This is a genomic window from Weissella coleopterorum, assembly GCF_011304355.1.
In the GTDB taxonomy this organism is placed as follows: domain Bacteria; phylum Bacillota; class Bacilli; order Lactobacillales; family Lactobacillaceae; genus Weissella; species Weissella coleopterorum.
The window spans coordinates 1,440,028-1,462,434 of record NZ_CP049888.1; the positions used below are offsets into that span (position 1 = coordinate 1,440,028).

The following is a 22,407-nucleotide window of genomic DNA, read 5'->3' on the forward strand; positions in this document are numbered from 1 at the left end:
ACAAATAAAGCATGACAAAAAACCAAGTCTATGAATCGACTTGGTTATAAATCAAATTTTTTAAATGGGATTAATGATATTAATACTGTTGAATATACGTGTCAATTTCCCATTTGGAAACATGCTGACGATAAGAAGCATATTCGACTCGTTTAGCAGCCACAAAGGTATTCGCCATGTTTTCACCAAGGGCGGCCACCATAATTGGATCAGCCTCAAATTGATCAAGGGCGGCCAGCAAAGTATCCGGCAAGTTCGTGATGCCCGCTCGTTTTCGCTCGTTTTCATCCATCAGATAAATATTTTGATCCACCGCATGCGTTGGAGTTAATTCTCGCTCTACACCATCTAAACCAGCAATCAAAATCGCCGCAAAAGTAGTGTAAGGATTTGCAGTTGGATCAACCGATCTTAATTCTAAACGCGTTGAATTACCGCGAGCCGCAGGAATACGCACCATCGGTGATCGATTGGAAGCCGACCAAGCCACATAAACGGGAGCCTCAAATCCGGGGGTTAAGCGTTTATATGAGTTAACAGTTGGATTGGTAATTGCCGTAAATGAAGCCGCATGTTCTAAGATACCACCTAAGAAATCATAGGCTTTTGACGATAGCTGTAATTCACCATCTTCAGCGAAGAAAATATTGCCATCGTTATTAAACAATGACATATTCACGTGCATTCCATTCCCGTTAATACCTGTGACAGGTTTTGGCAAAAATGTGGCATACAATCCATGCTTCCGCGCGATCGTTTTAACAATGATTTTAAACGTTTGAATGTTATCTGCTGCAGCTAAAGCATCCGCATACTTGAAATCAACTTCGTGCTGACCAGGTGCCACTTCGTGGTGGGCAGCTTCAACTTCAAAGCCCATTTTTTCCATTTCTAAAACAATTTCACGACGCGTATTTTCTCCCAAATCTAGCGGTGCTAAATCAAAATATCCCCCGTGATCATTTAATTTAAGGGTAGGTTCACCGTTTTCATCCATCTTAAATAAGAAAAATTCTGGCTCTGTTCCTAAATTAAATTCTTTAAAGCCTTGTTCCTCCATTTTCTTCAAAACTCGCTTCAAATTATTTCGCGGATCACCAGCAAAGGGTTGACGATCAACCGTATAAATATCAGCGATTAAGCGCGCCACCTTGCCACCATTCTCGTCCGTTGCCCAAGGAAAGATCATAAAAGTATTCAGATCAGGATATAAATACATGTCAGATTCCTCAATTCGAACAAAGCCGTCAATCGATGACCCATCAAACATCATTTTATTATCAAGAACTTTATCAACTTGTGACACTGGTACTTCAACATTTTTGATAGTACCAAAAACATCAGTAAATTGTAAACGCAAAAATTGTACATTTTCTGCTACAATCGTTTCTTTAATCTCTTGTCTAGAATAAGTATGTTTTGTCATGATATATCCCCTCTTTTGCTAGTCCCAAACCGACCGATTTGAATAAATTCAGCTTGCAATGATCGGCGAACTGCATCTTGATCAACGACCCCAGTCTTCTTTTGTTTCTTCTGATCCACCGCATGAATATCAGCGATAGAATAACCCGCATCTAGGTAATCTGCAATTTCCATGAGTCGTTCAATCTGGTTTAATGAATACCGCCTTTGTTGACCGGAACCACGTTCAGGATGAATCAAATTTTGTTGATCGTAGTAACGAATCTGACGCGCGCTTAATCCCGTTAGCTGTTCCACAACTCCCATTGGGAGAATAGCTAGATCTTGTCTCAATTGTCGCGTTCGTGTCATCTTTACTCTCCTTTATTCTTGCTAATATTGTCTATTATAGCCAATTCAACCAAAAACAGGGATTTTCATGTTACCTTTTATAACATAAAGTGCTTAACATCATTATTAATTCTGTTAATTTCTTGAGCATCTTGTACCAAATCATACCAATGGATATCGTCAAATTGATTTCTAAACCAAGTTAATTGTCGTTTTGCATATCGTCTAGAGGCTTGTTTTAAGCTTTCAACCCCCGCTGCTAACGGTGCTTCCTGATTCAAAACAGGGAATAATTCTTTATAACCAATAGCTTTCTTAGCTGTTGCATCTTCAGGCAACTGAGCCACCAAGGCCACTTCATCCATCAAACCAGTTGATAACATCTCATCTACTCGTTGATTAATCCGTTCATATAAAACCGAACGCTCCGTGTTCAGACCGATCACAAAAGCATCATAACGACGTTTTGGCTCTGGTTGTAGCACAGAAAAAGGGCGTCCTTTAGCTTTGCTTACAGCCAATGCTCGAATCATTCGCCGAATTTGACCGGGCAGAATGCGTTCAGCACTAACAGGATCAACTTCTGCCAACGCCTGTCGTAATTGAGGTTCCCCAGATATGGCAACTTGATCTTCCCATTGAGTTAAAAAGACCGGATCGATTTTAAAATCATCTATTACTGTCAACGGTCGATCACCTAATAACGCTTGTAAGTAAAAACCCGTTCCGCCTACAATAATTGGCAGCTTCCCGCGGGCCACAATTTCATCAATTGCAGTTTGTGCGACTTGTACAAATTGAGCTACTGAAAATTTTTCAGATGGTTCTACGAGATCAATTAAATGGTGCGGTACTTGTGATTGTTCGTATTTCGTTGCTTTGGCGGTTCCAATATCGAGATGTCGATAAATCTGCATTGAATCGCCTGAAATGATTTCACCATTGAAAGTTTGGGCCAATTGAATTGACAAACGGGTTTTACCCACGGCGGTTGGTCCTGCGATGACAATTATTTTTTGCATATTATTTCCTTTCACAGCTTTTGGGCCTATCTTAGTTAATTCATGATAAAATATATGTATTACAAGAATATGAGGTATGTATTATGAAGAAATTTAGCTTAGGAATGTTAACAGGAATTGTTGGAACCATCGCTGGTCTTGCCGGAGCAGCCAAAGTCTATCACAAAGTAGCAATTGAACCTATCGAAAAAGAAGAAGCGCAATTTGAAGCAACTGAAATTCGTGGAGCCCGCAAAGCCGGAAATTCACATACTCCACGTTCATAATTTGTAGCATTAATGTAAATGAGAGGCATGGAAGAAACTTCCGTGCCTCTCATTTTTTATTTAATTTTTCCGGTATACTTGCTCATACCACCCTTTAAGACGACAATATCCGTATAACCTTCTTTTTTAAGTTTTCGTGCAATCCGCTCAGCTGCTTGATTATCAGCATCCACAAAATAGACCGGCTTATCGCGTCGAATAGCTGAGGTATTCTGTAACAAATATTGCATCGGAATATTACGCGCACCTAAAACATGCTTACTTTTAAAATCAGCTGCATCCCGCAAATCAATAATTTGACCATTGCGGCTTTGTTGCTCAAATTCATCACTATCCAATAAAGTTGCCTTACGCTTCAATGAGAAAACCGTCCAATAACGGAGTCCAAAGGTCAAAACTAAATAAACAACAATAATCGCAATTATCGTATACCACATAAAAAAATCCCTCTAAATTTCTAATAGATTATATTAATAATTTTAGCATAAAATAGGCAAACATAATCTAATCTTTTTGGGCAATTAATTGTGGCTCTCCGGTTATTCGATACTTTTGATATGCATCATAGACTGCTTGACCAGCAAAGGTTAATTTAATTTCAGCAATTTCGGTCGGAGTCATCCAACGTTTAGCATCAATTTCAGTTTCATCAATTGTTGCCGATTCTGCTTGCACAATTGACGTCAAAAATATATTAGTAAAGAGCTGAGTTTCATCACCATTCGGATATTTAGCCCGATAACCAGGCCCAGAAATTGAGCCAATTAATTGAAGATCTTCAGGCTGTACAATCACTCCCGCTTCTTCTTCTGCTTCGCGAACCGCATTATCAGCCCAAGCCATCTCAGGTTCAACATAACCACCTGGAAAAGACCAACCATTGAAATCTCGATTGTAGACTAGCATCAATTTTCCAGCTTGTTCAATGATAATATCAATTGTTGGCATGACTAGCTTGAAATCATGACCAATATACTCTCTAATTTTAGCAATGTACGAATCTTGATACGGCATTAGTTTCTCCTAACATTTAATTGGTAACAAAAAATAAAAAACTCATAACTAGTTGTATAGTCACGAGTTTTAATTAATTTTTAGCGCAATGTTCCTGCAAAGCTTGGCATCCAGCTAGCTGTAAGTGTTTGTACCCGAACAACATCACCAGGTTGCGGTGCAGCAATAAATTGGTTGTTTCCAAGATAGATCCCTACGTGATAAGTGGCCCCGGGTGTTCCCCAGAACAAGAGATCACCAGGCTGTGCCGCCGCAACTGAAATACTTGTTGTCGCATTTTCTTGTGCAACCGTGTAAGCTGGGAAATTCGAAGTCATTCCTGAGTGGTTATATACCCAAGCCGTGAATCCAGAGCAATCTAATCCTGATGATGGTGTGTGCCCACCCCATACATAAGGAATTCCAACTAATGACATTGCAACATCATACCATGAACCTTGGTTTTGGCTATTATTATCTGTTGCTGTATCATTGCTGGTTTCACCAGCATTATTATCAGTGGCTTGATTATTATTAGCTTCCGGACGACCGTTATTAACCCAATCATTATATTCTGAGACCGTCATGTAGCCATCACCATTGGCGTCAGCGTTCGCATTGTATTGCAAATCAGCTACATTAGTTCCATCAACTGCTGTGTTCGCATTTGCAGTTGCATCGTTATCGTTCTTTGATGCTGTTGCACTCTCATCAGTAGTGTTTGTATCAGTATTTGCCTCTGGACGACCATTATTCACCCAGTTATTGTATTCTGAAACCGTCATGTAGCCATCACCATCAGTATCAGCATTGGCATTATACTGTAAGTCAGCTACGTTAGTTCCATCAACTGCTGTATTTGCATTTGCGGTTGCATCGTTATCGTTATTTGATGCTGTTGCATTATCTTCAGTAGCTGTTGTTGTATCGTTATTTGCCTCTGGACGACCATTATTCACCCAGTTATTGTATTCTGAAACCGTCATATAGCCATCACCATCAGTATCAGCATTGGCATTATACTGTAGGTCAGCTACATTAGTTCCATCAACTGCTGTGTTCGCATTTGCGGTTGCATCGTTATCGTTCTTTGATGCTGTCGCATTATCTTCAGTAGCTGTTGTTGTTGTATCGTTATTTGCCTCTGGACGACCATTATTCACCCAATTATTGTATTCTGAAACCGTCATGTAGCCATCACCATCAGTATCAGCATTGGCATTATACTGTAGGTCAGCCGCATTAGTTCCATCAGCTGCTACATTTGCAGTTGCGCTTGCATCGTTATTTGATGCTGTCGTGTTATTCTCAGTAGTTGTTGTATCGTTATTTGATGTTGCCGCATTATCTTCAGTGGTTGTTGTATCAGTATTTACCGCTGGACGACCATTGTTCACCCAGTTGTTATATTCTGAAACCGTCATGTAGCCATCACTATTAGTATCAGCATTGGCATTATATTGTAAGTCAGCCACATTAGTGCCATCAACAACAGCATTAGTATCACTCTTAGTGCTAGTTGCTGTGGCTTCAACAGTCTCAGTGACTGATGTTGCAGCCACTTGACGACCATCATTGACCCAGGCATTATATTCTGAAACCGTCATGAAGTGATCGCTGTTCGTGTCAGCATTAGCATTATACTTAAGATCAGAAATCTTAGTCCCATCTACGGCAACATTTTCATTTTCTGATAATTGTAAGCTTTGACCAACAATGATCATGTTTTTGTTAGTGATGCCGTTTAACTTTACTAAGTCATCCAAAGCAACATTATTAGCCTTGGCAATCTTAGTTAAAGTGTCACCTGCTTGAATTTTATATGTATTAACTGTTTTTCCCAAATTTTTAACAGCTGATTGTGTGTCATCGGCATTAACCGCATGTTCATTTTGGTTAACTTGAACAAACGTTCCAGCAGTTACAGCTGCTGCGGCGACAAACATTTTACCTGTATTTGATAGTTTAACATTTTCTAAATTCGACATTCTGGTACCTCTTCGAGTATATTTGCTGTGGTGAACCTACTATCATAAACGGGCTCACTTACTAATATTGTTCAATAAAACTACTTAAAACACGTTGGCAATAAATGTAAAAAAATAAATTTCACAGTTTTTGATCATAACAATTATTATCGCATGTTCCCACTTTTTTTCAATTACAGAACTATCTAAATCGCGATTAAAAAGTGGTTTAACGCCTGTTTGATCCAGTTTTAGGCAACTGTTAAATTTCTTTTATTTTTACGTTAAGTAAATTTTAACATCTTTTTACTTTCTTTACCATCTTAAAGAAAATTTAATATTTATAATTTCATAAATGTGGTACAGAATTATTCGAAAGAAAAGAGATTTCCCAAGTCATTTGGAAGATCTCTTTCTTTTTAAATTTATTTGATTTTATGCTTGTTTCGATAATAGACCTGCACCATAAACTCCTGCATCATTTCCCAAAACAGCTAATTTAATTTCCGTGTGTTCACGCACTGGTTGGAACGCAAACTTCATGAAATTAGTTTTGATACGTTCTAATAAGTAGGGACCTGCTGCAGAGACTCCTCCACCAATCACAACAGCTGATGGGTTTAAGGTGTTTGCTAAATTGGCAGAGGCATAGCCAAGATAAAATGCAACTTGGTCGACAACCTCATTGGCAAGATAATCACCATCTTTTGCAAGGTCGAAAACAATTTTAGATGTCACTTCCGCTCCATCATCAATCATCCCCTTTAATTCTGAATTTCCAGCGTATGATTCAGCTAAGTCTTGTGCTAAATGCACAACTCCCGTGGCTGAAGCGTATTGTTCTAAACAACCATGATTCCCACATGTACAAAGATATCCATCTGGCTTAACAACAATATGACCCACTTCACCAGCAGTTCCATTCGCACCGTGCATCAAGCGACCATCATTGATAATTCCACCACCAACACCTGTTCCAAGAGTAATGAAAACCACTTCTTGTGCATTTTCGCCAGCCCCGCGCCATTGCTCACCTAACGCAGCTGAATTAGCATCATTATCAATCGTCAAAGGTAACCCTGTTCCTTTTTCAATTTCGGCCTTAACTGGAATTGGTGTTTCTTTCCAATTTAAATTATATGCTGCTCGAACGGTTCCATTTTGGTAATCAACCGTTCCAGGTGTTCCCATTCCAATTCCAATTATGCGTTCTTTTGGTAATTCATATAAATCTAGATGATGATTAATTGATTCAATAATGTCAGGCACAATATGTTGACCATCATCTAATACATTTGTCCGAATTGACCACTTCTGTTGGATTTCTCCCCCAGACGTCATAATAGCGAATTTAATCGTAGTTCCACCTAAATCAACACCAATTAATTTATCTTTTTGCATCTTAAATACTCCCCCACAAGCTTCAATGTATGCGTTTTCAATCAACCTTTATATTGTACTAGAACAGGATAATAAAAGTCAATGAAAGCGGTTTAACTCTTTTTTAATTCCAATCGATGTTCACGTTCTAAGACTAACTTCGCTCGTAAATATAAGTCGTTATCAATCAAATCAGCTTTGGCCAAATTATCAACTTCAATGGCAGCTAACTCCAAATCCCATAAACGTTCACCTACATGAATGTAAATATCATATACTTTGAGTAAATTCAATACATCTTTAAAGGTTTGCATTGGTCGTTTTTCCATTTTGCACCTCATTACTTTGAATGTTTTTAAATTCTCACTTACCAGCGATGACCCAGCAATATCTTACCACAATATAATTTATTCGGGTGCTAATTTTATAACTTGATCCATGCCTTGATCTGTCACTTCAACATCCCAATCTGCTTTCAGTTTCCAATTAAGTTCAATGGTCACGCCTAACCGATAGCCTAAACTTCGTTCTAAGTAACGATCATAATAACCACCGCCAAAACCAATTCGTTGTCCATCAGCACTGAAGAATAAACCTGGTACAACAAAAAAATCAATTGCATTAGGTGCTATGACTGTCCCTTCCACTGGTTCTAAAATTCCAAATTTGCTTTTAGAATAGATTGTCTCTGGCGTAATCGCAATAAATTCCATCATCGTTTTCGTTTTAACCCTAGGTACAACAACTGTTTTATGCTGTTGTAAGGCAATTTGAATTAATAAATTGGTTGGAATTTCAAAAGCCTGTGACACGGGTAATGCCACTACTTGACTAAGTTTCCATTTCTCTAATCGAGCAACCGCTTTTGGCAACTGTAACATCAATGCGGCTCTTTGCTTTGTGGTTAATTGTCTTAAGTTTTCTAACGCTTGACGTCTAAGCATTCTTTTATCTAACATCGATGCTCCTCCCACTTATCAACACTTCTACCCGATTTGACGGTGTCAGTTTCAAATTTTTAAAATAAAATCCCTGATTCGTTAACAAACAAATCAAGGATTTACCAATTTGATTTTTACACCAACTTATTGAGCATTTTCAACATCTTTCCAATAAGCTTCCCAGATTTTTTTAGTAAATTCTGATGAAATTCCATCTTGAGATTGATTTGAAATTCCCGGAATCACAATCGCAATTGCTACATCCCGATTTGGCACAAATGAAATTCCAGTTGAACTATAAGTTTGTTGCCCCTTGGTGAAGGTTTCTGCCGTTCCCGTCTTGGCATAGATACCAGGTTTGACATCTTTCAAAGTAGACCCCGTCACGTAAGGTCCGGAACCATTAACCACCAAATTCATTCCGTTCCAAATCACTTCGCGCTCGGATGCACTCCAACCCACAGTACCTAATACTTTCGTTGGAATCGTTGTCTGCAACTGATCAATCGCAGAATTTTGTTGTCTTTGTGAAATCGATCCAACCACGTGCGGTTGAACACGATAACCACCATTAGCGATGGTAGCGGCATACTGAGCTAATTGAATGGGCGTAAACGTATCATACTGTCCGAAAGCTTCATCTAAGGCATTACCACTATGGCTACCATCCGTTGATCCCTTAATTCCGGTCGTTTCACCAGGTAAATCAATTCCCGTTTTAACCCCCAGCCCGAAGCGAGCAAAGCCATTTCGCATTTTTTGCCATACATCATGATCTAAGTTACCTAAAGTCATATTTGGATAATAATTTAAGCCACCCATCTTCAGCATCATCTGCATCACGTATGAATTTGAAGAATTTTGTAGCGCCGTTTCAGCTGTTAATGGGACCGAACCATCTTGGTTAAACCAAGATGATTTTTTCGCCGTTCCGGCAATTTGGATCGGTACATCATTAATCGCATTATTCTGGGCACTAATCACATTATTCATCATACTAGTCGTAATCATGGCTGGTTTGACCACTGAACCTACAACTTGGGCCCGATTAATATTTCCCAATGCATCTGAAGTCAATTTACCGTCATCATTATCCCGATGAACTCCTGCCATTCCGTAAATACCACCAGTTTTAGGATTAATCGCTACAGCGTATGCCCCCTCAGTCAACCCTCCAGGAATATTATCTTCCAAGATCTTTTGCAAATCTTCTTGGAATTTAGCATTAATTGTTAGGTTCAAGTTTGATCCGGCCTGACCATTTTGAACCACCGTTCGTTTAGACGTGCTGCTACCAACAGAAACAATCTTTTTACTTCCGCTTAGCGCTGATTCATAGAATTGTTCCAAATATGATGTTCCCACACTATCATCACGGCTATAGCCTTGTGCTAACAGGGTGTTAACTTCTGATTCAGGTAATCCTGACTTTGAATTAGAGACAGAGCCAATAATCGAACTCATTCCGTCACCACTTGGATATTCACGTGTGTAAAAGATTCCGACCTTAACTCCGGGCATCTTGGACTGCCGTTCACCAATGTTAGCAATTTCTTCATCGGTGACATCATTTGTCTTCAAATACACCGTTGATAAAGCATATGCACCTGACATTTTTTGATAAAGCATAGCATTATTTTTTTGTTGGTCAGTTAATGGGAAATCACTTTCATGCTTCATAACATATTTAGTAACTTGACGCATCCACGCATCCGAACCATAGGTAGCTAAATTTTGAATAGAATCGCCAACCTTTTTAGCTCGCTTCTGATCTAACACATAATACGTTGCATAATTTGTAGGCGATAATTGATCAGTATCAATTTTTAAATACTTTCCCGTCTCATTTGCAACACGATACATCTCCGCCTCGTCAATACTCTTTGGCTTCCGATAAGTAATTGCTTGGGTTCCTTTATTATCCACAATTACTTTCCCCGTATCGTCATAAATACGCCCACGTTGTACCCGTTCCTTTTCTAAACTTTTCGAACTAGAATATATTTCCTCTTTAAAACTAGCTTGTTTGCGAATTTGCAAATTTGCCAGCTGCAAGCCTAGTAAAACCAACAGCAAAATTACAATTCCTAACAAGACATTTAAACGTACTGGAATACGCGTCAATGAATTGGGGGCCCGTCGATTTTTCTTTTTTCGTCTTGGCTGTTGCATTCGTCACACCTTAATTTCCAATTATTTATTTAATTTTATTCTATCACATTCTACATCGACAATTAATAAAAACTACTTGTTTAATTATACAAGCTTTCCATTAAATTAAACAAAAATAAGTTTTTTAAAATCAGCTATTGCTCATCTTAAAAAACTTACCACTGGATTTGATTATTAATTTTTAAGCTAATGTAACTGAAATAATTTTAACTTCAAAAGAGAAACCATTTTCAGTCGTAATTTGGACCGTATCTCCAACTTTATGACCGATTAACGCTTTTCCAATCGGTGATTCATTTGATATCTTACCTGCATCTGGATCAGCTTCAATTGAACCTACAATTGCATAAGATTCTGGCGTATCCCCTTCTTCTTGGAAGGTTACCGTCTTTCCCACCGAAACTTCATCTGTGGCAATTGAGCTAGAATCAATCACTTCAGCATTATCTAACATATTCTGCAAAGATTTGATTTGTCCTTCAACGAAGGCCTGTTCATCTTTAGCGGATTGATATTCTGAATTTTCAGAAAGATCACCGTGCGAACGAGCCTCTTGAATTGCTGCTGTAATTTCGCCACGCCGAACTGTAATTAATTCATCTAATTCTGCTTCTAATTTTTGCTTTCCCGCAAGTGTCATTGGGTATGTTTTCTCATCTGCCATAATTGGCCCCCTAAATAATTTATATAATTTTAAGTCATGGCTTTTGCCATTCAAACTAAAAATCAAGATACCACGATCTGAATTAGTTGTAAAGATCAATCATGGAGGGAGTGTCGACGTTTCGAACTTTCTGACCAACTCATCCCGATCAAAAAGATCATAAACCCAATTGAAATAATGATTCCTTCATGTAGAAACGGCACTTGATATCGATATTCCACCTGGTGCTGACCTGGCGCCACAACTGCCCCAAAAAGTAATTTGCTACTTTAACGGAATTGACCGAATGTCCATCTATATATACTGACCAACCTTTAGCATACGGAATTGTCGACATCAAAACAGTTTCACCCTTAGGAACATTAACCGTCCCTCGAATTTGTGTCGCACGTACTTTTTGGTATTGCATTCCTTGTTTTTGTAAACGCTGCGCTTGTTCAACCCAATTTTTTTCTTTTAGATTGTATAGTGATACGTTTTGTAACCACACTGTATTCGACTTTAAAATAAATTTAATTTGATGCTGAGCACAAATTTCTCCACTGTTTGGCAAAGTGTAAATCATCGTATGTCGATGCGCCGGAATCGCATAAATCGGCTGTCCATCAACTTGAATTTCTAAATTATCAGCATTTAAAGCTGATCCCAACGTTAAGTATGCTGGACCCGCCGTTTGTTTTTTGTAGTTCAAAGTTAAGCTAGCCGGTTGTTTTGGATTCAATTTTGATAAGAATGCGCCTGTCACGGTCTCTGGTGCGGTTAAATTATCAGCTTGCGCACCACTAAAATTCAAATTATCAAAAGTATCTTCATCACTTCCCAGCAAAGAACGCCAAAGATTACTTTGATTTTTCACTGGATCATCATGGCGAGCCTCAAAATTAAGAACTGCGGGATCGGCTGCAAAAATCAATGGTAAAGCTTGTTTATTTTTGGTAGTCTCAACCTCAGCTTGCTGACTGACCTTTTCATAATTATCAATGGTGTCATAACGATTATCATTAAACATTGTTGCCGGGATCGATCGCGTATTATTTTGATCAACTCGCAATAAGTAACGAATGCCCAACATACTATCACTAATTAATGTTCCGCCACCGTAGGCAATATAATTATCACCTTCTGGTTGGCCCAAAACCGCCATCAATTCACTTTGTTGATGCTCTAACATTGATGAAAAAACACTACCTCCCGCATAACCAAATTGCATTGGATCATCTTTTGTTCTTTGAAAATTCTTAGCAACGCGGTAGAAATCATTTTGCTTCTGTGGCAAGCCATCTGTGCTGGACTTAATGGTCTTGACGACCCGATGATATTCTCGATTTGAGAGATAGCTTAGATGATTCAAAGTCAAAATAGTATTGATCATCATTTCACCGACCACTAAAAATCCGATCATCAGAAGCCAAATTGGATGTTTTCGAATTTGCATCATTCCAAAAATCATTAGTCCAAAAACGGCACTGCCTAGTCCAATTTGGTATAGATTTAGGTAATCAAATTGAGTCCTTTGATAAATTATCAAAGTCACCACCATGAATGTAATAATAACTAAACCGCCAGCCTGCCATTTATTAAATTCAATCTTAGGTGACCAAACACTGGCCGCTAGCCAAATCAACCAGAAAATAAAGACAAAGCTAAATCGATATGGATACCAAACCGGAAAAGAGAAACCGTGCCAAATTACATTTAATGGTTGATACAGCATTGATACCACAAAGAAGACCGTGATGATCAATCCCATCACCCGGGTTGACCTGCGTACTACCTTTGTCGTGAAAAAATACCAACATAGAATTAGAATCAAGCTACCAACAAAAATATTTGGCAATCCTGACTCAATTTGCTGAAAATCAAACGCTCCGATAAAAAATTTGGTTAGTAAATCAAGTGGATTATGATCAAAAACGTTTTTAACATTTTCCCAAAAATGTTGACCTTTTGAATTATGCAAGGTGACTGCAGTTGGTAACCACATAAATGCCGATAAGCCCACCCCCATTAAGGAAGCAAAGATAAATTTACCCAACATTTTCAAGCACTCATAAAAAGGGTAAGGTTCCCATGTTAAGCGCCATAGAAAGTAACAAATTAAAAATAGTCCTACCATATACATCATGTAGTAATTACAAATAAAACCTAAGGCAATCATTAAAATATACGGCCAATAACTATAGCCTGCTAAATAACGTTCAAAAAAAGCCACAATTAAAGGTAGCAATATCACTACATCAATCCAAATTACATTTAATTGATTAACCACCATCCAGCCACTTAACGCATAAATTATTCCAAACATGGTCAACATATATCCATTTTGCCAACGCATTAAACGTAACGACCAAGCCATACTTAAACTAGCTAAACCATAACGCAAGATAGTAAGCAGGAAAATCCCGACGGGCAGACCAGTGCTAGAAAAGGGCAGCAACAATAGATTCAGTGGGCTAAAAAGATAGTAGGCCCCATCACTATAAAAATTACCTCCTAATCCTTTACTAAAACTATATAGTAGACGACTCGGATCATGACTTAAACTGCCTTTAAGATAGGCAATAAAATCAATGTATTGTTGTCCTAAATCAACTGTTAAAACTGTATTATCACCAAAGGGTGCTACACCTCGAAACGCAAAATAACCGGCTATAAAAATAGCCGGTCCTAAAAAGCTAAGCCATAAGGCTTGAGTGTTTGCACGCCACTGTAACGGATTCATATTAATCGTTTTCTTGTGCATGTCTAATCCTTTTATCTATTTTCCATCCCTTGATTGATCTTATCAACTTTAGCCACAGCTTCATCGTGATCTTTTTGATTCTTCGTATAAGTAATGGCACCCGTTTTTAGATTAGCCACAAAGAATAGGTACTTCTTATCACGATCTTTTGGATTCAAAACTGCTTTCACAGCCTGAATGCTTGGATTATTCATTGGTCCTGGTCCATAACCGGAATTTCGATATAAGTTAAATGGTGAATCAACCATCGTATCGTCAACTGATAAATTAACTCGATCAGTCTGCAACGCATATTTAATAGCAACGTCTGATTGAATTGGCATATTAATGTCCAAACGATTTAAGAATACACCGGCAATAATCCGCATGTCCTTATCACCGACACCTTCACCTTGAACCAACGAGGCAACAGTCATCAATTCTTGAACGCTCATATTGCTTTTCTTAATTTTACTATAGTATGGTTGCATTTCACTATCTGTTTTAGCGACCATGGCAGTAATTAGATCTTCCACTGTTTGATACTGCGCATAGTCGTAGGTTGCCGGATAGAGGTAACCTTCCAACCGATAACGTGTATCTTTTGCCGCCATTGCTGAAGTTAATAACTTAGGATAATTTTTCGCTAACTTTTCTAAGAAAGTTTGATCATTAACCTTGGCTAAAAAATCACTTTCTGTGAATTTATTTGAATTGCCAACTTTTTTAGCAAAACTCGCAATCCCTTCCCCTTCAGTCATTGTTAAGACCATATCATGATTTACTGGAGTATCAGAACCACCTTTTAAGAGATGATCGACCAAAGTTTTCATTGGCATTGAGGGGCTTAATTGGTAGTAACCCGCTAACATGTTGCTAGCATCATGCGTGCTGACATAATGTAGAAAAGCTTTATTCGAATGGACCAAATGCTTATTCACTAATATTTGGCCGATCTGTTGCACTGTCGCTCCTTGGGGAATATATACTTCCTGCTTTTTACCATTCTTAGGCTGCATCGCACTGTAGTCATTTGATTGACGGTAAGAACTAATGCCACGCCAACCTAAAATCCCTACCAACAAAACCACCAAGGTCAGGACAATCCACACAAATCGACGCTTACCATTTTTAGCAGTCATTTGTGGTCGTCGTTGCTGTTTACCCCGATTTAACTTGTTTTTCTTAACCGGTCGAATGGCTGTTGCATTGTTCGTCCGCTTCCCTTTTCGAGACGACTTTTTTGAGCGCATAACATGATTACCAGTTTTTTGCTCATTCAAACGGGCACGTCGCGATAAAGTCTTACTAACCGGCGTCACCTGATTGGATGCCGTTTGATGTTCAACGGTCAATGCTTCGCTAGAAGTTAACCGCATATCAGGTTGATTAGTCGTCATGGGGCTCACTTGATCAGCCTTTAACTCCTTAAGGGCTGAATCCGGGTTAGCAACTGGTTGACTTAAATCCGACTTGGCTTTCGTCTCAGCCCCATTTGGTAAATTGACTGACGTGGTTTGTGTAATTGATGGTTGTTCTTTTTGCATTGCGCGCGAAGATTCATCTGGCTTAACCCTTTTTGGAGCTACCTTTGAACTTTTTTCAACCTCTTTTTTTGGTTCTACTTTTGGTTTATCACGTTTTAAAAAACCTTTTTTCTTTTTCTCATAACGCGAATTTCGCGGTTCAAATGGCATATTCACTTCCTCGATTGCTTTTATATAATTTTAGTCTACGGTTTCAACAATAAGTTTCTATCAATATAAAAACATTATTATTCATTCGTGATCTGTTTGAAAAATTTAGATCAACGAAAATTATAAATAGTCCTGCATACTCCGGTTGTTTTCTCAATGGTTCCATTTTATTTATAAAAATTTCAGTTTATTTAAAACACTTTTAAAAATGATTATTAAAAATGAGATTAGGCATAAATATCCCAATCTCATTTATTTTACCATCTCAACACTAAAACACCTAATTTGTTTAAACAAAAGTGGCTAATTTTAACGAATTTCCGCTCTAAAAGTTTCTTTCAAGGTTGAAGTAATTGAATCCATCGCTCCCGTTACTACTTCATCAGTTAATGTGTTTTCGCGATCAACGAAAGTTAAGGCATACGCTAATGATTTTTGACTTCCGCTGACATTAACACCGGTATACACATCAAAGAGTTCGATTTTTTCAAGATAACGCCCGCCAGCTTGGATAATCACTTGCTGTAGTGTCGCAGCATCCAAGTCTTTATCCACCAAAATAGCCATATCACGCGCAATTTCAGGATAACGCGAAATTGCGTTATATTGTGTTTTTAACTTTGGCAAAGCAATAATTGTATCCAAGTTTAATTCAAATCCAAAGGTTTCATTGATTTTATAACTTTTTGCAGTTAATGGATGAATTTGTCCCAACATACCAATATAAGTATCCCCAACATAAATATCCGCTGTACGTCCTGGATGCATTTGTGCATGTTGGTCGGTTGCTACAAATTTGAACGGTTGTTTAAATTGATAATTTGCTAACAAACGTTCTACAATCCCCTTCAAAGTGTAAAAATCAACATTTTCTGCTTGATCAATCCATGAACGTTCTTCCCAATTGCCTGAAATCACCCCTGCCAAGTGCTCAATTTCTCGAGGCTGCTGTTGATCAGAATCAGCAATGAAAATTCGGCCTTGTTCATATAGGGCTATATCCTTTTGATTGTGAGCGACATTATAAGCCACATCGTCCAACAGACCAGTCAACAATGAGCTACGCGTTTGTTGTCGATCCTGAGACATTGGATAGTTCAGTTGGACTGGCGTTCCTGGTTCAAGTTGGAAATGTTGTGCTTTTTCGGGAGTAGTTAACACATACGACATAGCTTGGTTTAAGCCTAATCCTTCTAGCACATGGCGACTAGCCCGCATCAAAGTTTGTGCCGTGGTTAAACCACCCGGTGTCATTTCACCCACTGGCAAAGTTGTTGGTAAATTATCATACCCATACATTCGCGCAATTTCTTCGATCAAATCAGCAGCAATTGAAATATCCCAACGCCGGGTTGGGATTACAACCTTGAATTCATCACTATTTTCTTGGTAAGAAAATTGCAGCCGGTCAAAGATTGCTCCCACTTCACTGGTTGAAATTTTAATTCCCAAGACTCTTTGAACATGATTCAAAGTGACTGAAACAACGGGTAATTCAACTGTTTTAGCTTGTGCAATAATCGGTTCCGATAAGATCTCTCCGGTGCCAAGTTCCGCAATCAAAGTCGCCGCATGATCCAAAGCCACTAAGGTCATTGACGCATCAACCCCACGTTCAAATCGTTGTGAGGCCTCAGAATGTAAACTCTGATCCCGTGCCGTATGGCGAATGGCGGTTGGTTCAAAAATAGCAGCTTCTAACACAATCGTAGTCGTCTGTTCGGTAACTTTTGTTGAAGTCCCCCCCATCACTCCGGCAAACATCAAGGGTTGATCATTAGCGGTGATTAAAATATCGCCCGCACTTGTCTCTCGCTCAATATCATCAAGAGTCGTCAATTTTTCACCATCTCTAGCCGCCCGAACCTGTAAATGAGGACTAGGCAATTGGTCAAAATCAAAAGCGTGTAAAGGTTGTCCATACATTAACATTAAATAATTAGTAGTATCAACAACATTATTAATCGGCCGAATCCCCATATTCCAAAGACGCTTTTGCATCCATAGTGGGGAATCTTGAACCTTCACATCCTTAATTACCCGTACACTATAAGTGGAAGCTAATTCACTAGGCGCTTCCACTGCTAAGATCTCACTTGTCTTTTGCTCAATTTCACGTAAATTGAATTGCGGTAAACTGAGTGGTACATCCAACATTGCTGCCACTTCAAATGCCGTTCCATTCATCGATAACATATCAGCACGATTTGGTGTAATTCCAGTTTCCAAAACATGATCATCCATTCCTAGAACATGGAAAGCATCCTCCCCAGGCACAAGATCTTTAGCATCTTCTGCATTGAAAACCCAAATACCGGCTTCTAATTCTTTAGGTGCTAAATTATCATCTAGTCCAATTTCTTGTAATGCACAAAGCATTCCATTTGAACGGACACCACGTAACTTACCCTTTTTAATTTTAATACCATCACCAATCACTGATCCATGTTTAGCTAAAATTACGGTTTGCCCTTCAGCAATATTAGGGGCACCTGTAACAATTTGGATGGGTTCATCTTCACCCGCATCTACCTGCGTAATCACCATATGGTCTGAATCTGGATGAGGCTCAACGGTAAGAACTTTAGCGATGACTACTTTTTTCATCTTACCTTGCATTTGTGAGTTGCCTTCAATTTCAACAGAAGTTCGCGAAATTTTTTCAGCTAGCTCATTGACTGGTAAATCAATCGTCATATAATCTTTGAGCCAATTAGTTGATACTTTCATGTTAATTATCCTTTCTGGTCAAATTGCGTTAAGAAGCGCATATCATTGAGATAGAAGTTACGAATATCTTCCACGCCATACTTCAACATCGCAAATCGATCGGGTCCCATTCCAAAGGCAAATCCACCATAAACGTTTGGATCAACTCCAGCAGCCTTCAAAACATTAGGATGCACCATCCCGGCCCCCAAAACTTCAATCCATTCAATATCTTCTGGCTTCGTATCTGCTGTGACGGCACCCCACGAAATATCTACTTCAACTGAAGGTTCTGTAAACGGGAAATATGACGGACGTAACCGAATTTCATGATCTGCGCCAAATAATTGATGGGCAACAGCTAATAAAGTCCCCTTCAAATCTCCCATCGTAATATTACGATCGATGACTAACCCTTCGACCTGATGAAATTGATGCGAGTGTGTTGCGTCGTCCGTATCACGGCGATAAACTCGTCCTGGCGAAATCATTTTCAAAGGTCCTGTCGTGAAATCATGTTGTTCTAAAGTCCGTGCTTGGACTGGTGAAGTTTGAGTCCGCATTAGAATCTCAGATGTAATATAAAAGGTATCCTGCATATCACGAGCAGGATGATCTTTTGGTAAATTCATCATTTCAAAATTATATTTATCCTGTTCGACTTCTGGTCCGGCGATAACTTGATAACCCATTCCAATAAATTGATCTTCTAATTCATCAATAATTTGTTGTAAAACATGGGGTTGACCTTGCTTGACTTTACGCCCTGGTAAAGTCACGTCGAGCGTTTCCTTTTGTAATTGATATTTTAAAGCGGCAGCTTCAAACTCAGCCTGGCGTTCTGCAATGGCAGCTGAAATGACATCTCGAATTTCATTGGCCATCGAACCAACCGTGGGCCGTTCTTCGGGCGTTAAATCCTTCATTCCCCGTAAAATATTAGTTAACGAACCCTTCTTACCTAACCAATTAACCCGAGCATTTTGTAGATCCTGCGCATTTTCACTTTTTTCATCAATATCTTGCAAAGCTTGTTGGCGTAATTTTTCTAAATCTTGAATTAGACTCATTTTCACACTCCTCTTTTTTATCGAACTCGCTTATAAATAAAACGTCCCTTCGGCCAAAAAGCCAAAGGGACGTTAATTAACGTGGTACCACCCAAGTTTTGTAGGTAAAATCACTACACTTACGGCATTCATTAACGGAAATGACCCGGATTAATCTTATCAATTAATCAACTCCCGGCTGAAATTCAATCTTAATCAAGGCGACTTTCCACCATCCGTCGCTCTCTAAATCCTGATTTAAAATCTACTAGACCGTTCAAAGTTTCTACAACTTAAAGTATACAAGCTTCCTTTTAAAATACAAGGAAACTTGTTATCAATAATCATTCGCTTATATAAATTCACGGATATTTTTCAATGAGGTGTCACGTCCTAACAATTCCATCACATCACCTAAGTTTGGACCTTCATTGACCCGTGAAGCCGAAATTCGTAATGGCATCCATAGATCACGCCCCTTAACACCCGTTTCATTTTGTAGATTCCGAATTGACGCCACAATCGAACCGGCATCAAAAACAGGCATCTCTTCAAGCATCTCTAGCCAACGCGTCAAAAGTGCTTTAACGTAGTCTTTTTCCATCCATTCCATCGAATCTTCCCCTAAATCGGCCTTCGTCGTTAAGTCAAAGAAAACCGGTTTAACCAAAGGAACAATTTGCGATGTGTATGAAATTCCATCTTGATGGAGTGCCATGACACGCCGAACCCATTGCAATTTTTCCGTTGTTAATTCAGCCGATGTGATCAACTTGGCATCAATTAATTCATGGATTAATTTATCAAATAAGACCCCTTCATCAATCTTTTTAACCCATTGATTATTAACCCATTCCAATTTTTTATTATCAAATTTAGCGGGTGATTTAGATAATCGTGCTGGATCAAACATTTTAATCAATTGCTTCTTGGTGAAAATTTCTTTTTCACCAACTGGTGACCAACCTAACAATGAAATGAAGTTCAACATAGCTTCAGGTAAATAACCCATTGATCGATATTGCGAGATAAAAGCAATCACATTGTTGTCACGCTTTGACAACTTCTTACCAGTTTCTGCATTCAAAATCAGCGTCATGTGCCCATAAACAGGTGCTTCCCAGTCAAATGCTTCATAAATCATCAATTGCTTAGGTGTATTTGAAACATGTTCATCCCCACGTAAAACATGCGAAATTTCCATCAAATGATCGTCCACAACTACGGCAAAATTATAAGTTGGCATACCATCGGCTTTTTGAATTACCCAATCGCCACCCACTTGTTCCGCACCAATCTCCACATGCCCTTTCACAAGGTCTTCCCACGCAAAAAGTTGCTCTTTAGGAACACGGAAACGTACAACTGCAGGTAACCCTTTTGCTTGGGCCGCTTCTTGAGCAACAACAATTTCAGCATCGCTCATTCCTTCATATTCATAAACATAATGTGGCGCTTGCTTTGCGGCTACTTGCGCTTCACGCTCAGCCTCAAGCTCTTCTGAAGTTTTATAAGAATAATATGCTAACCCACGATCTAATAACTCTTGAATATATCGTTTATAAATATCTAACCGTTCAGACTGACGATAGGGTCCATATTTTCCGGGATTACGGGGTGATTCATCCCAATCAAGCCCTAACCATTCTAAGTTATCAAATTGTGATTCTTCACCATCATCTATATTTCTTGATGTATCAGTGTCTTCGATTCGAATGATAAATTCACCGTTAAAATGCCGCGCAAACAACCAATTAAACAAAGCTGTTCGCGTATTTCCAATGTGTAAATAACCCGTTGGTGAAGGGGCATATCGTACCCGTACTTTTTTATCTGTGGCTTCAGTCATTCCATTCTACCTTCTTTAATTAATTTTTTAATAATCTCAACAATTTCCAAAACAATATTAATTTACGCTATTCACGCTTACTTTTCAAGCGCAACCGTCGCCAAATAATCACCAAAGATCATGCGACCGGCGTCAGTTTGCAAGCTGGACGTAACTTCTACTTTAACGTGTTGTTGTAGATGTTTTTTCCCATCCTCTACCACTACCATGGTTCCATCATCTAAATAACCAATTGCTTGCTGGCGTTCCCGCCCATTCTTGACCAAAACTACCTGTAATTGATCGCCAACCGCTACTTGGGCACGTAAAGCACTGGCTAACGCGTTCAAATTCAAAACCTCAACATTTTGAAATGTGGTGACCTTATTTAGGTTATAATCATTGGTCACCAAAACACCACCCAATTCCTGTGCGAGCCGAATTAATTTTTCATCGACCTCTTTAATATCCTCATAGTCACCGTCCCACATTTCAAGAGGGATCGTCTGTGTATCACGCAACTCATTTAAGATATCTAAGCCCCGCCGTCCGCGGACTCGTTTTAACGGTTCACCTGCATCTGCAATGTATTGTAATTCATACAAGACAAAATTTGGCACTAATAACGTTCCTTCAATCCAACCCGTCTTGACTAATTCCAAAATACGACCATCAATCAAAATATTAGTATCTAAAATTTTATAATGATGAAAATTAGCTTCATCCAGTGGTTCATTGACGATGGTTTCTTCAGAATTCCCTCGCGTTGATCGAATCCGAAGGCGTGACATTAGACTTGTCATGAAGTGATAAACTTCATCCATTCTTCCCGTCCCAATACGATAACCCAAATAACCTAAAACAATCATGGCCAACAATGGGATTCCAGTATTGAAGAATAGGTTAGGAATACTCCGTAGAGGTGCCGTTGCTAAGAAAGCGAGCGCCAACCCAATAATTGTTCCTAAACTCCCCAATAATAATTTAAGTGGTGGCTCTTCCGTTAAGGTTTGTTCCACCCCCCTTAGCAAACGATCAAAAAATGACCATGTGAATAAACTCAATAGGTAAAAAATAATTGCACCAAGGATAAATCCTGAAACTGGATTATTGATCCATAAAATATGTGAATAACCTATTAAATTCCACAGGTCCGGTAGATAGGCAATTCCAAGTGCCCCACCACCGAGGATATACGCTAATTGAATAATTCTTTTGCGCATGTCAACTTCCTCCTATGTC

General features: G+C 38.9%; 18 protein-coding genes and 1 other annotated feature. Of the genes, 1 reads left to right on the top strand and 17 read right to left on the bottom strand.

Annotated features, from left to right (window positions below):
• Positions 1-79: 79 nt before the first annotated feature.
• The 3 genes from glnA to miaA all read right to left on the bottom strand — a co-directional run bounded on the left by glnA (position 80) and on the right by miaA (position 2,777).
• Positions 80-1,426 carry a type I glutamate--ammonia ligase gene (glnA, locus tag G7084_RS07300; protein ID WP_166011372.1) on the bottom strand — a complete coding sequence of 449 codons (1,347 nt, stop codon included), beginning with the start codon at positions 1,424-1,426 and terminating at the stop codon, positions 80-82.
• Entirely contained in the window at positions 1,423-1,776 is a 354-nt protein-coding gene (locus G7084_RS07305; protein ID WP_166011374.1) for a MerR family transcriptional regulator, read from the bottom strand. The genes glnA and G7084_RS07305 overlap by 4 nt, the downstream gene beginning before the upstream one ends.
• A 77-nt stretch (positions 1,777-1,853) precedes the next feature.
• The gene (gene miaA, locus G7084_RS07310; RefSeq protein WP_166011376.1) at positions 1,854-2,777 is read right to left on the bottom strand and encodes a tRNA (adenosine(37)-N6)-dimethylallyltransferase MiaA; all 924 of its coding nucleotides are present in this window, start codon (positions 2,775-2,777) and stop codon (positions 1,854-1,856) included.
• An 83-nt stretch (positions 2,778-2,860) separates the two neighbouring features.
• Here miaA and G7084_RS07315 point away from each other — a divergent pair, with 83 nt between their 5' ends.
• Complete coding sequence (locus G7084_RS07315) at positions 2,861-3,043, top strand: DUF3042 family protein (RefSeq protein WP_166011377.1); 183 nt, start codon at positions 2,861-2,863, stop codon at positions 3,041-3,043.
• 56 nt (positions 3,044-3,099) lie between these two features.
• On the opposite strand, the gene G7084_RS07320 is transcribed toward G7084_RS07315, so the two are convergent.
• The 14 genes from G7084_RS07320 to G7084_RS07385 all read right to left on the bottom strand — a co-directional run bounded on the left by G7084_RS07320 (position 3,100) and on the right by G7084_RS07385 (position 22,388).
• The gene (locus G7084_RS07320; RefSeq protein WP_166011379.1) at positions 3,100-3,480 is read right to left on the bottom strand and encodes a rhodanese-like domain-containing protein; all 381 of its coding nucleotides are present in this window, start codon (positions 3,478-3,480) and stop codon (positions 3,100-3,102) included.
• 67 nt (positions 3,481-3,547) lie between these two features.
• Positions 3,548-4,057, bottom strand: coding sequence for an NUDIX domain-containing protein (locus tag G7084_RS07325; protein ID WP_166011381.1), 510 nt, complete (start codon positions 4,055-4,057; stop codon positions 3,548-3,550).
• An 80-nt stretch (positions 4,058-4,137) separates the two neighbouring features.
• The gene (locus G7084_RS07330) at positions 4,138-6,024 is read right to left on the bottom strand and encodes an NlpC/P60 family protein (RefSeq protein ID WP_166011383.1); all 1,887 of its coding nucleotides are present in this window, start codon (positions 6,022-6,024) and stop codon (positions 4,138-4,140) included.
• A gap of 414 nt (positions 6,025-6,438) precedes the next feature.
• A complete protein-coding gene (locus tag G7084_RS07335; RefSeq protein ID WP_166011385.1) occupies positions 6,439-7,404 on the bottom strand; it encodes an ROK family glucokinase in 966 nt (321 codons plus the stop codon).
• Between the two features lie 92 nt (positions 7,405-7,496).
• Positions 7,497-7,712: a YqgQ family protein gene (locus G7084_RS07340; RefSeq protein WP_166011387.1), complete on the bottom strand. Its 216-nt coding sequence runs from the start codon at positions 7,710-7,712 to the stop codon at positions 7,497-7,499.
• Positions 7,713-7,790: 78 nt separating this feature from the next.
• On the bottom strand, positions 7,791-8,342 hold the full coding sequence (locus tag G7084_RS07345) for a 5-formyltetrahydrofolate cyclo-ligase (protein WP_166011389.1): 552 nt from the start codon (positions 8,340-8,342) through the stop codon (positions 7,791-7,793).
• Positions 8,343-8,468: 126 nt separating this feature from the next.
• On the bottom strand, positions 8,469-10,496 hold the full coding sequence (locus G7084_RS07350) for a penicillin-binding transpeptidase domain-containing protein (protein ID WP_166011391.1): 2,028 nt from the start codon (positions 10,494-10,496) through the stop codon (positions 8,469-8,471).
• A gap of 181 nt (positions 10,497-10,677) precedes the next feature.
• Positions 10,678-11,160 carry a transcription elongation factor GreA gene (gene greA / locus G7084_RS07355; RefSeq protein ID WP_166011393.1) on the bottom strand — a complete coding sequence of 161 codons (483 nt, stop codon included), beginning with the start codon at positions 11,158-11,160 and terminating at the stop codon, positions 10,678-10,680.
• A 157-nt stretch (positions 11,161-11,317) separates the two neighbouring features.
• Complete coding sequence (locus G7084_RS07360) at positions 11,318-13,903, bottom strand: YfhO family protein (protein ID WP_246163793.1); 2,586 nt, start codon at positions 13,901-13,903, stop codon at positions 11,318-11,320.
• An 11-nt stretch (positions 13,904-13,914) separates the two neighbouring features.
• On the bottom strand, positions 13,915-15,579 hold the full coding sequence (mltG, locus tag G7084_RS07365) for an endolytic transglycosylase MltG (RefSeq protein ID WP_166011396.1): 1,665 nt from the start codon (positions 15,577-15,579) through the stop codon (positions 13,915-13,917).
• Positions 15,580-15,888: 309 nt separating this feature from the next.
• Entirely contained in the window at positions 15,889-18,309 is a 2,421-nt protein-coding gene (gene pheT, locus G7084_RS07370; protein ID WP_166011398.1) for a phenylalanine--tRNA ligase subunit beta, read from the bottom strand.
• A gap of 5 nt (positions 18,310-18,314) precedes the next feature.
• Positions 18,315-19,358, bottom strand: a complete 1,044-nt coding sequence (pheS, locus tag G7084_RS07375; protein WP_166011400.1) for a phenylalanine--tRNA ligase subunit alpha — start codon at positions 19,356-19,358, stop codon at positions 18,315-18,317.
• 62 nt (positions 19,359-19,420) lie between these two features.
• Positions 19,421-19,627: a binding site (T-box leader), on the bottom strand.
• Between the two features lie 62 nt (positions 19,628-19,689).
• Positions 19,690-21,186, bottom strand: a complete 1,497-nt coding sequence (gene gltX, locus G7084_RS07380) for a glutamate--tRNA ligase (protein ID WP_166011402.1) — start codon at positions 21,184-21,186, stop codon at positions 19,690-19,692.
• 77 nt (positions 21,187-21,263) lie between these two features.
• Positions 21,264-22,388, bottom strand: a complete 1,125-nt coding sequence (locus G7084_RS07385; protein WP_166011404.1) for a PIN/TRAM domain-containing protein — start codon at positions 22,386-22,388, stop codon at positions 21,264-21,266.
• Positions 22,389-22,407: the final 19 nt, after the last annotated feature.

What these genes read in the sequence shown, in the direction of transcription:
- mltG (WP_166011396.1), bottom strand. Translation starts at nt 15,579, where the DNA reads ATGCCATTTGAACCGCGAAATTCGCGTTATGAGAAAAAGAAAAAAGGT.
- G7084_RS07315 (WP_166011377.1), top strand. Translation starts at nt 2,861, where the DNA reads ATGAAGAAATTTAGCTTAGGAATGTTAACAGGAATTGTTGGAACCATC.
- G7084_RS07350 (WP_166011391.1), bottom strand. Translation starts at nt 10,496, where the DNA reads ATGCAACAGCCAAGACGAAAAAAGAAAAATCGACGGGCCCCCAATTCA.
- gltX (WP_166011402.1), bottom strand. Translation starts at nt 21,186, where the DNA reads ATGACTGAAGCCACAGATAAAAAAGTACGGGTACGATATGCCCCTTCA.
- G7084_RS07385 (WP_166011404.1), bottom strand. Translation starts at nt 22,388, where the DNA reads ATGCGCAAAAGAATTATTCAATTAGCGTATATCCTCGGTGGTGGGGCA.
- G7084_RS07340 (WP_166011387.1), bottom strand. Translation starts at nt 7,712, where the DNA reads ATGGAAAAACGACCAATGCAAACCTTTAAAGATGTATTGAATTTACTC.
- G7084_RS07305 (WP_166011374.1), bottom strand. Translation starts at nt 1,776, where the DNA reads ATGACACGAACGCGACAATTGAGACAAGATCTAGCTATTCTCCCAATG.
- greA (WP_166011393.1), bottom strand. Translation starts at nt 11,160, where the DNA reads ATGGCAGATGAGAAAACATACCCAATGACACTTGCGGGAAAGCAAAAA.
- G7084_RS07360 (WP_246163793.1), bottom strand. Translation starts at nt 13,903, where the DNA reads ATGCACAAGAAAACGATTAATATGAATCCGTTACAGTGGCGTGCAAAC.
- G7084_RS07345 (WP_166011389.1), bottom strand. Translation starts at nt 8,342, where the DNA reads ATGTTAGATAAAAGAATGCTTAGACGTCAAGCGTTAGAAAACTTAAGA.
- G7084_RS07330 (WP_166011383.1), bottom strand. Translation starts at nt 6,024, where the DNA reads ATGTCGAATTTAGAAAATGTTAAACTATCAAATACAGGTAAAATGTTT.
- G7084_RS07335 (WP_166011385.1), bottom strand. Translation starts at nt 7,404, where the DNA reads ATGCAAAAAGATAAATTAATTGGTGTTGATTTAGGTGGAACTACGATT.
- G7084_RS07320 (WP_166011379.1), bottom strand. Translation starts at nt 3,480, where the DNA reads ATGTGGTATACGATAATTGCGATTATTGTTGTTTATTTAGTTTTGACC.
- pheT (WP_166011398.1), bottom strand. Translation starts at nt 18,309, where the DNA reads ATGAAAGTATCAACTAATTGGCTCAAAGATTATATGACGATTGATTTA.
- G7084_RS07325 (WP_166011381.1), bottom strand. Translation starts at nt 4,057, where the DNA reads ATGCCGTATCAAGATTCGTACATTGCTAAAATTAGAGAGTATATTGGT.
- pheS (WP_166011400.1), bottom strand. Translation starts at nt 19,358, where the DNA reads ATGAGTCTAATTCAAGATTTAGAAAAATTACGCCAACAAGCTTTGCAA.
- glnA (WP_166011372.1), bottom strand. Translation starts at nt 1,426, where the DNA reads ATGACAAAACATACTTATTCTAGACAAGAGATTAAAGAAACGATTGTA.
- miaA (WP_166011376.1), bottom strand. Translation starts at nt 2,777, where the DNA reads ATGCAAAAAATAATTGTCATCGCAGGACCAACCGCCGTGGGTAAAACC.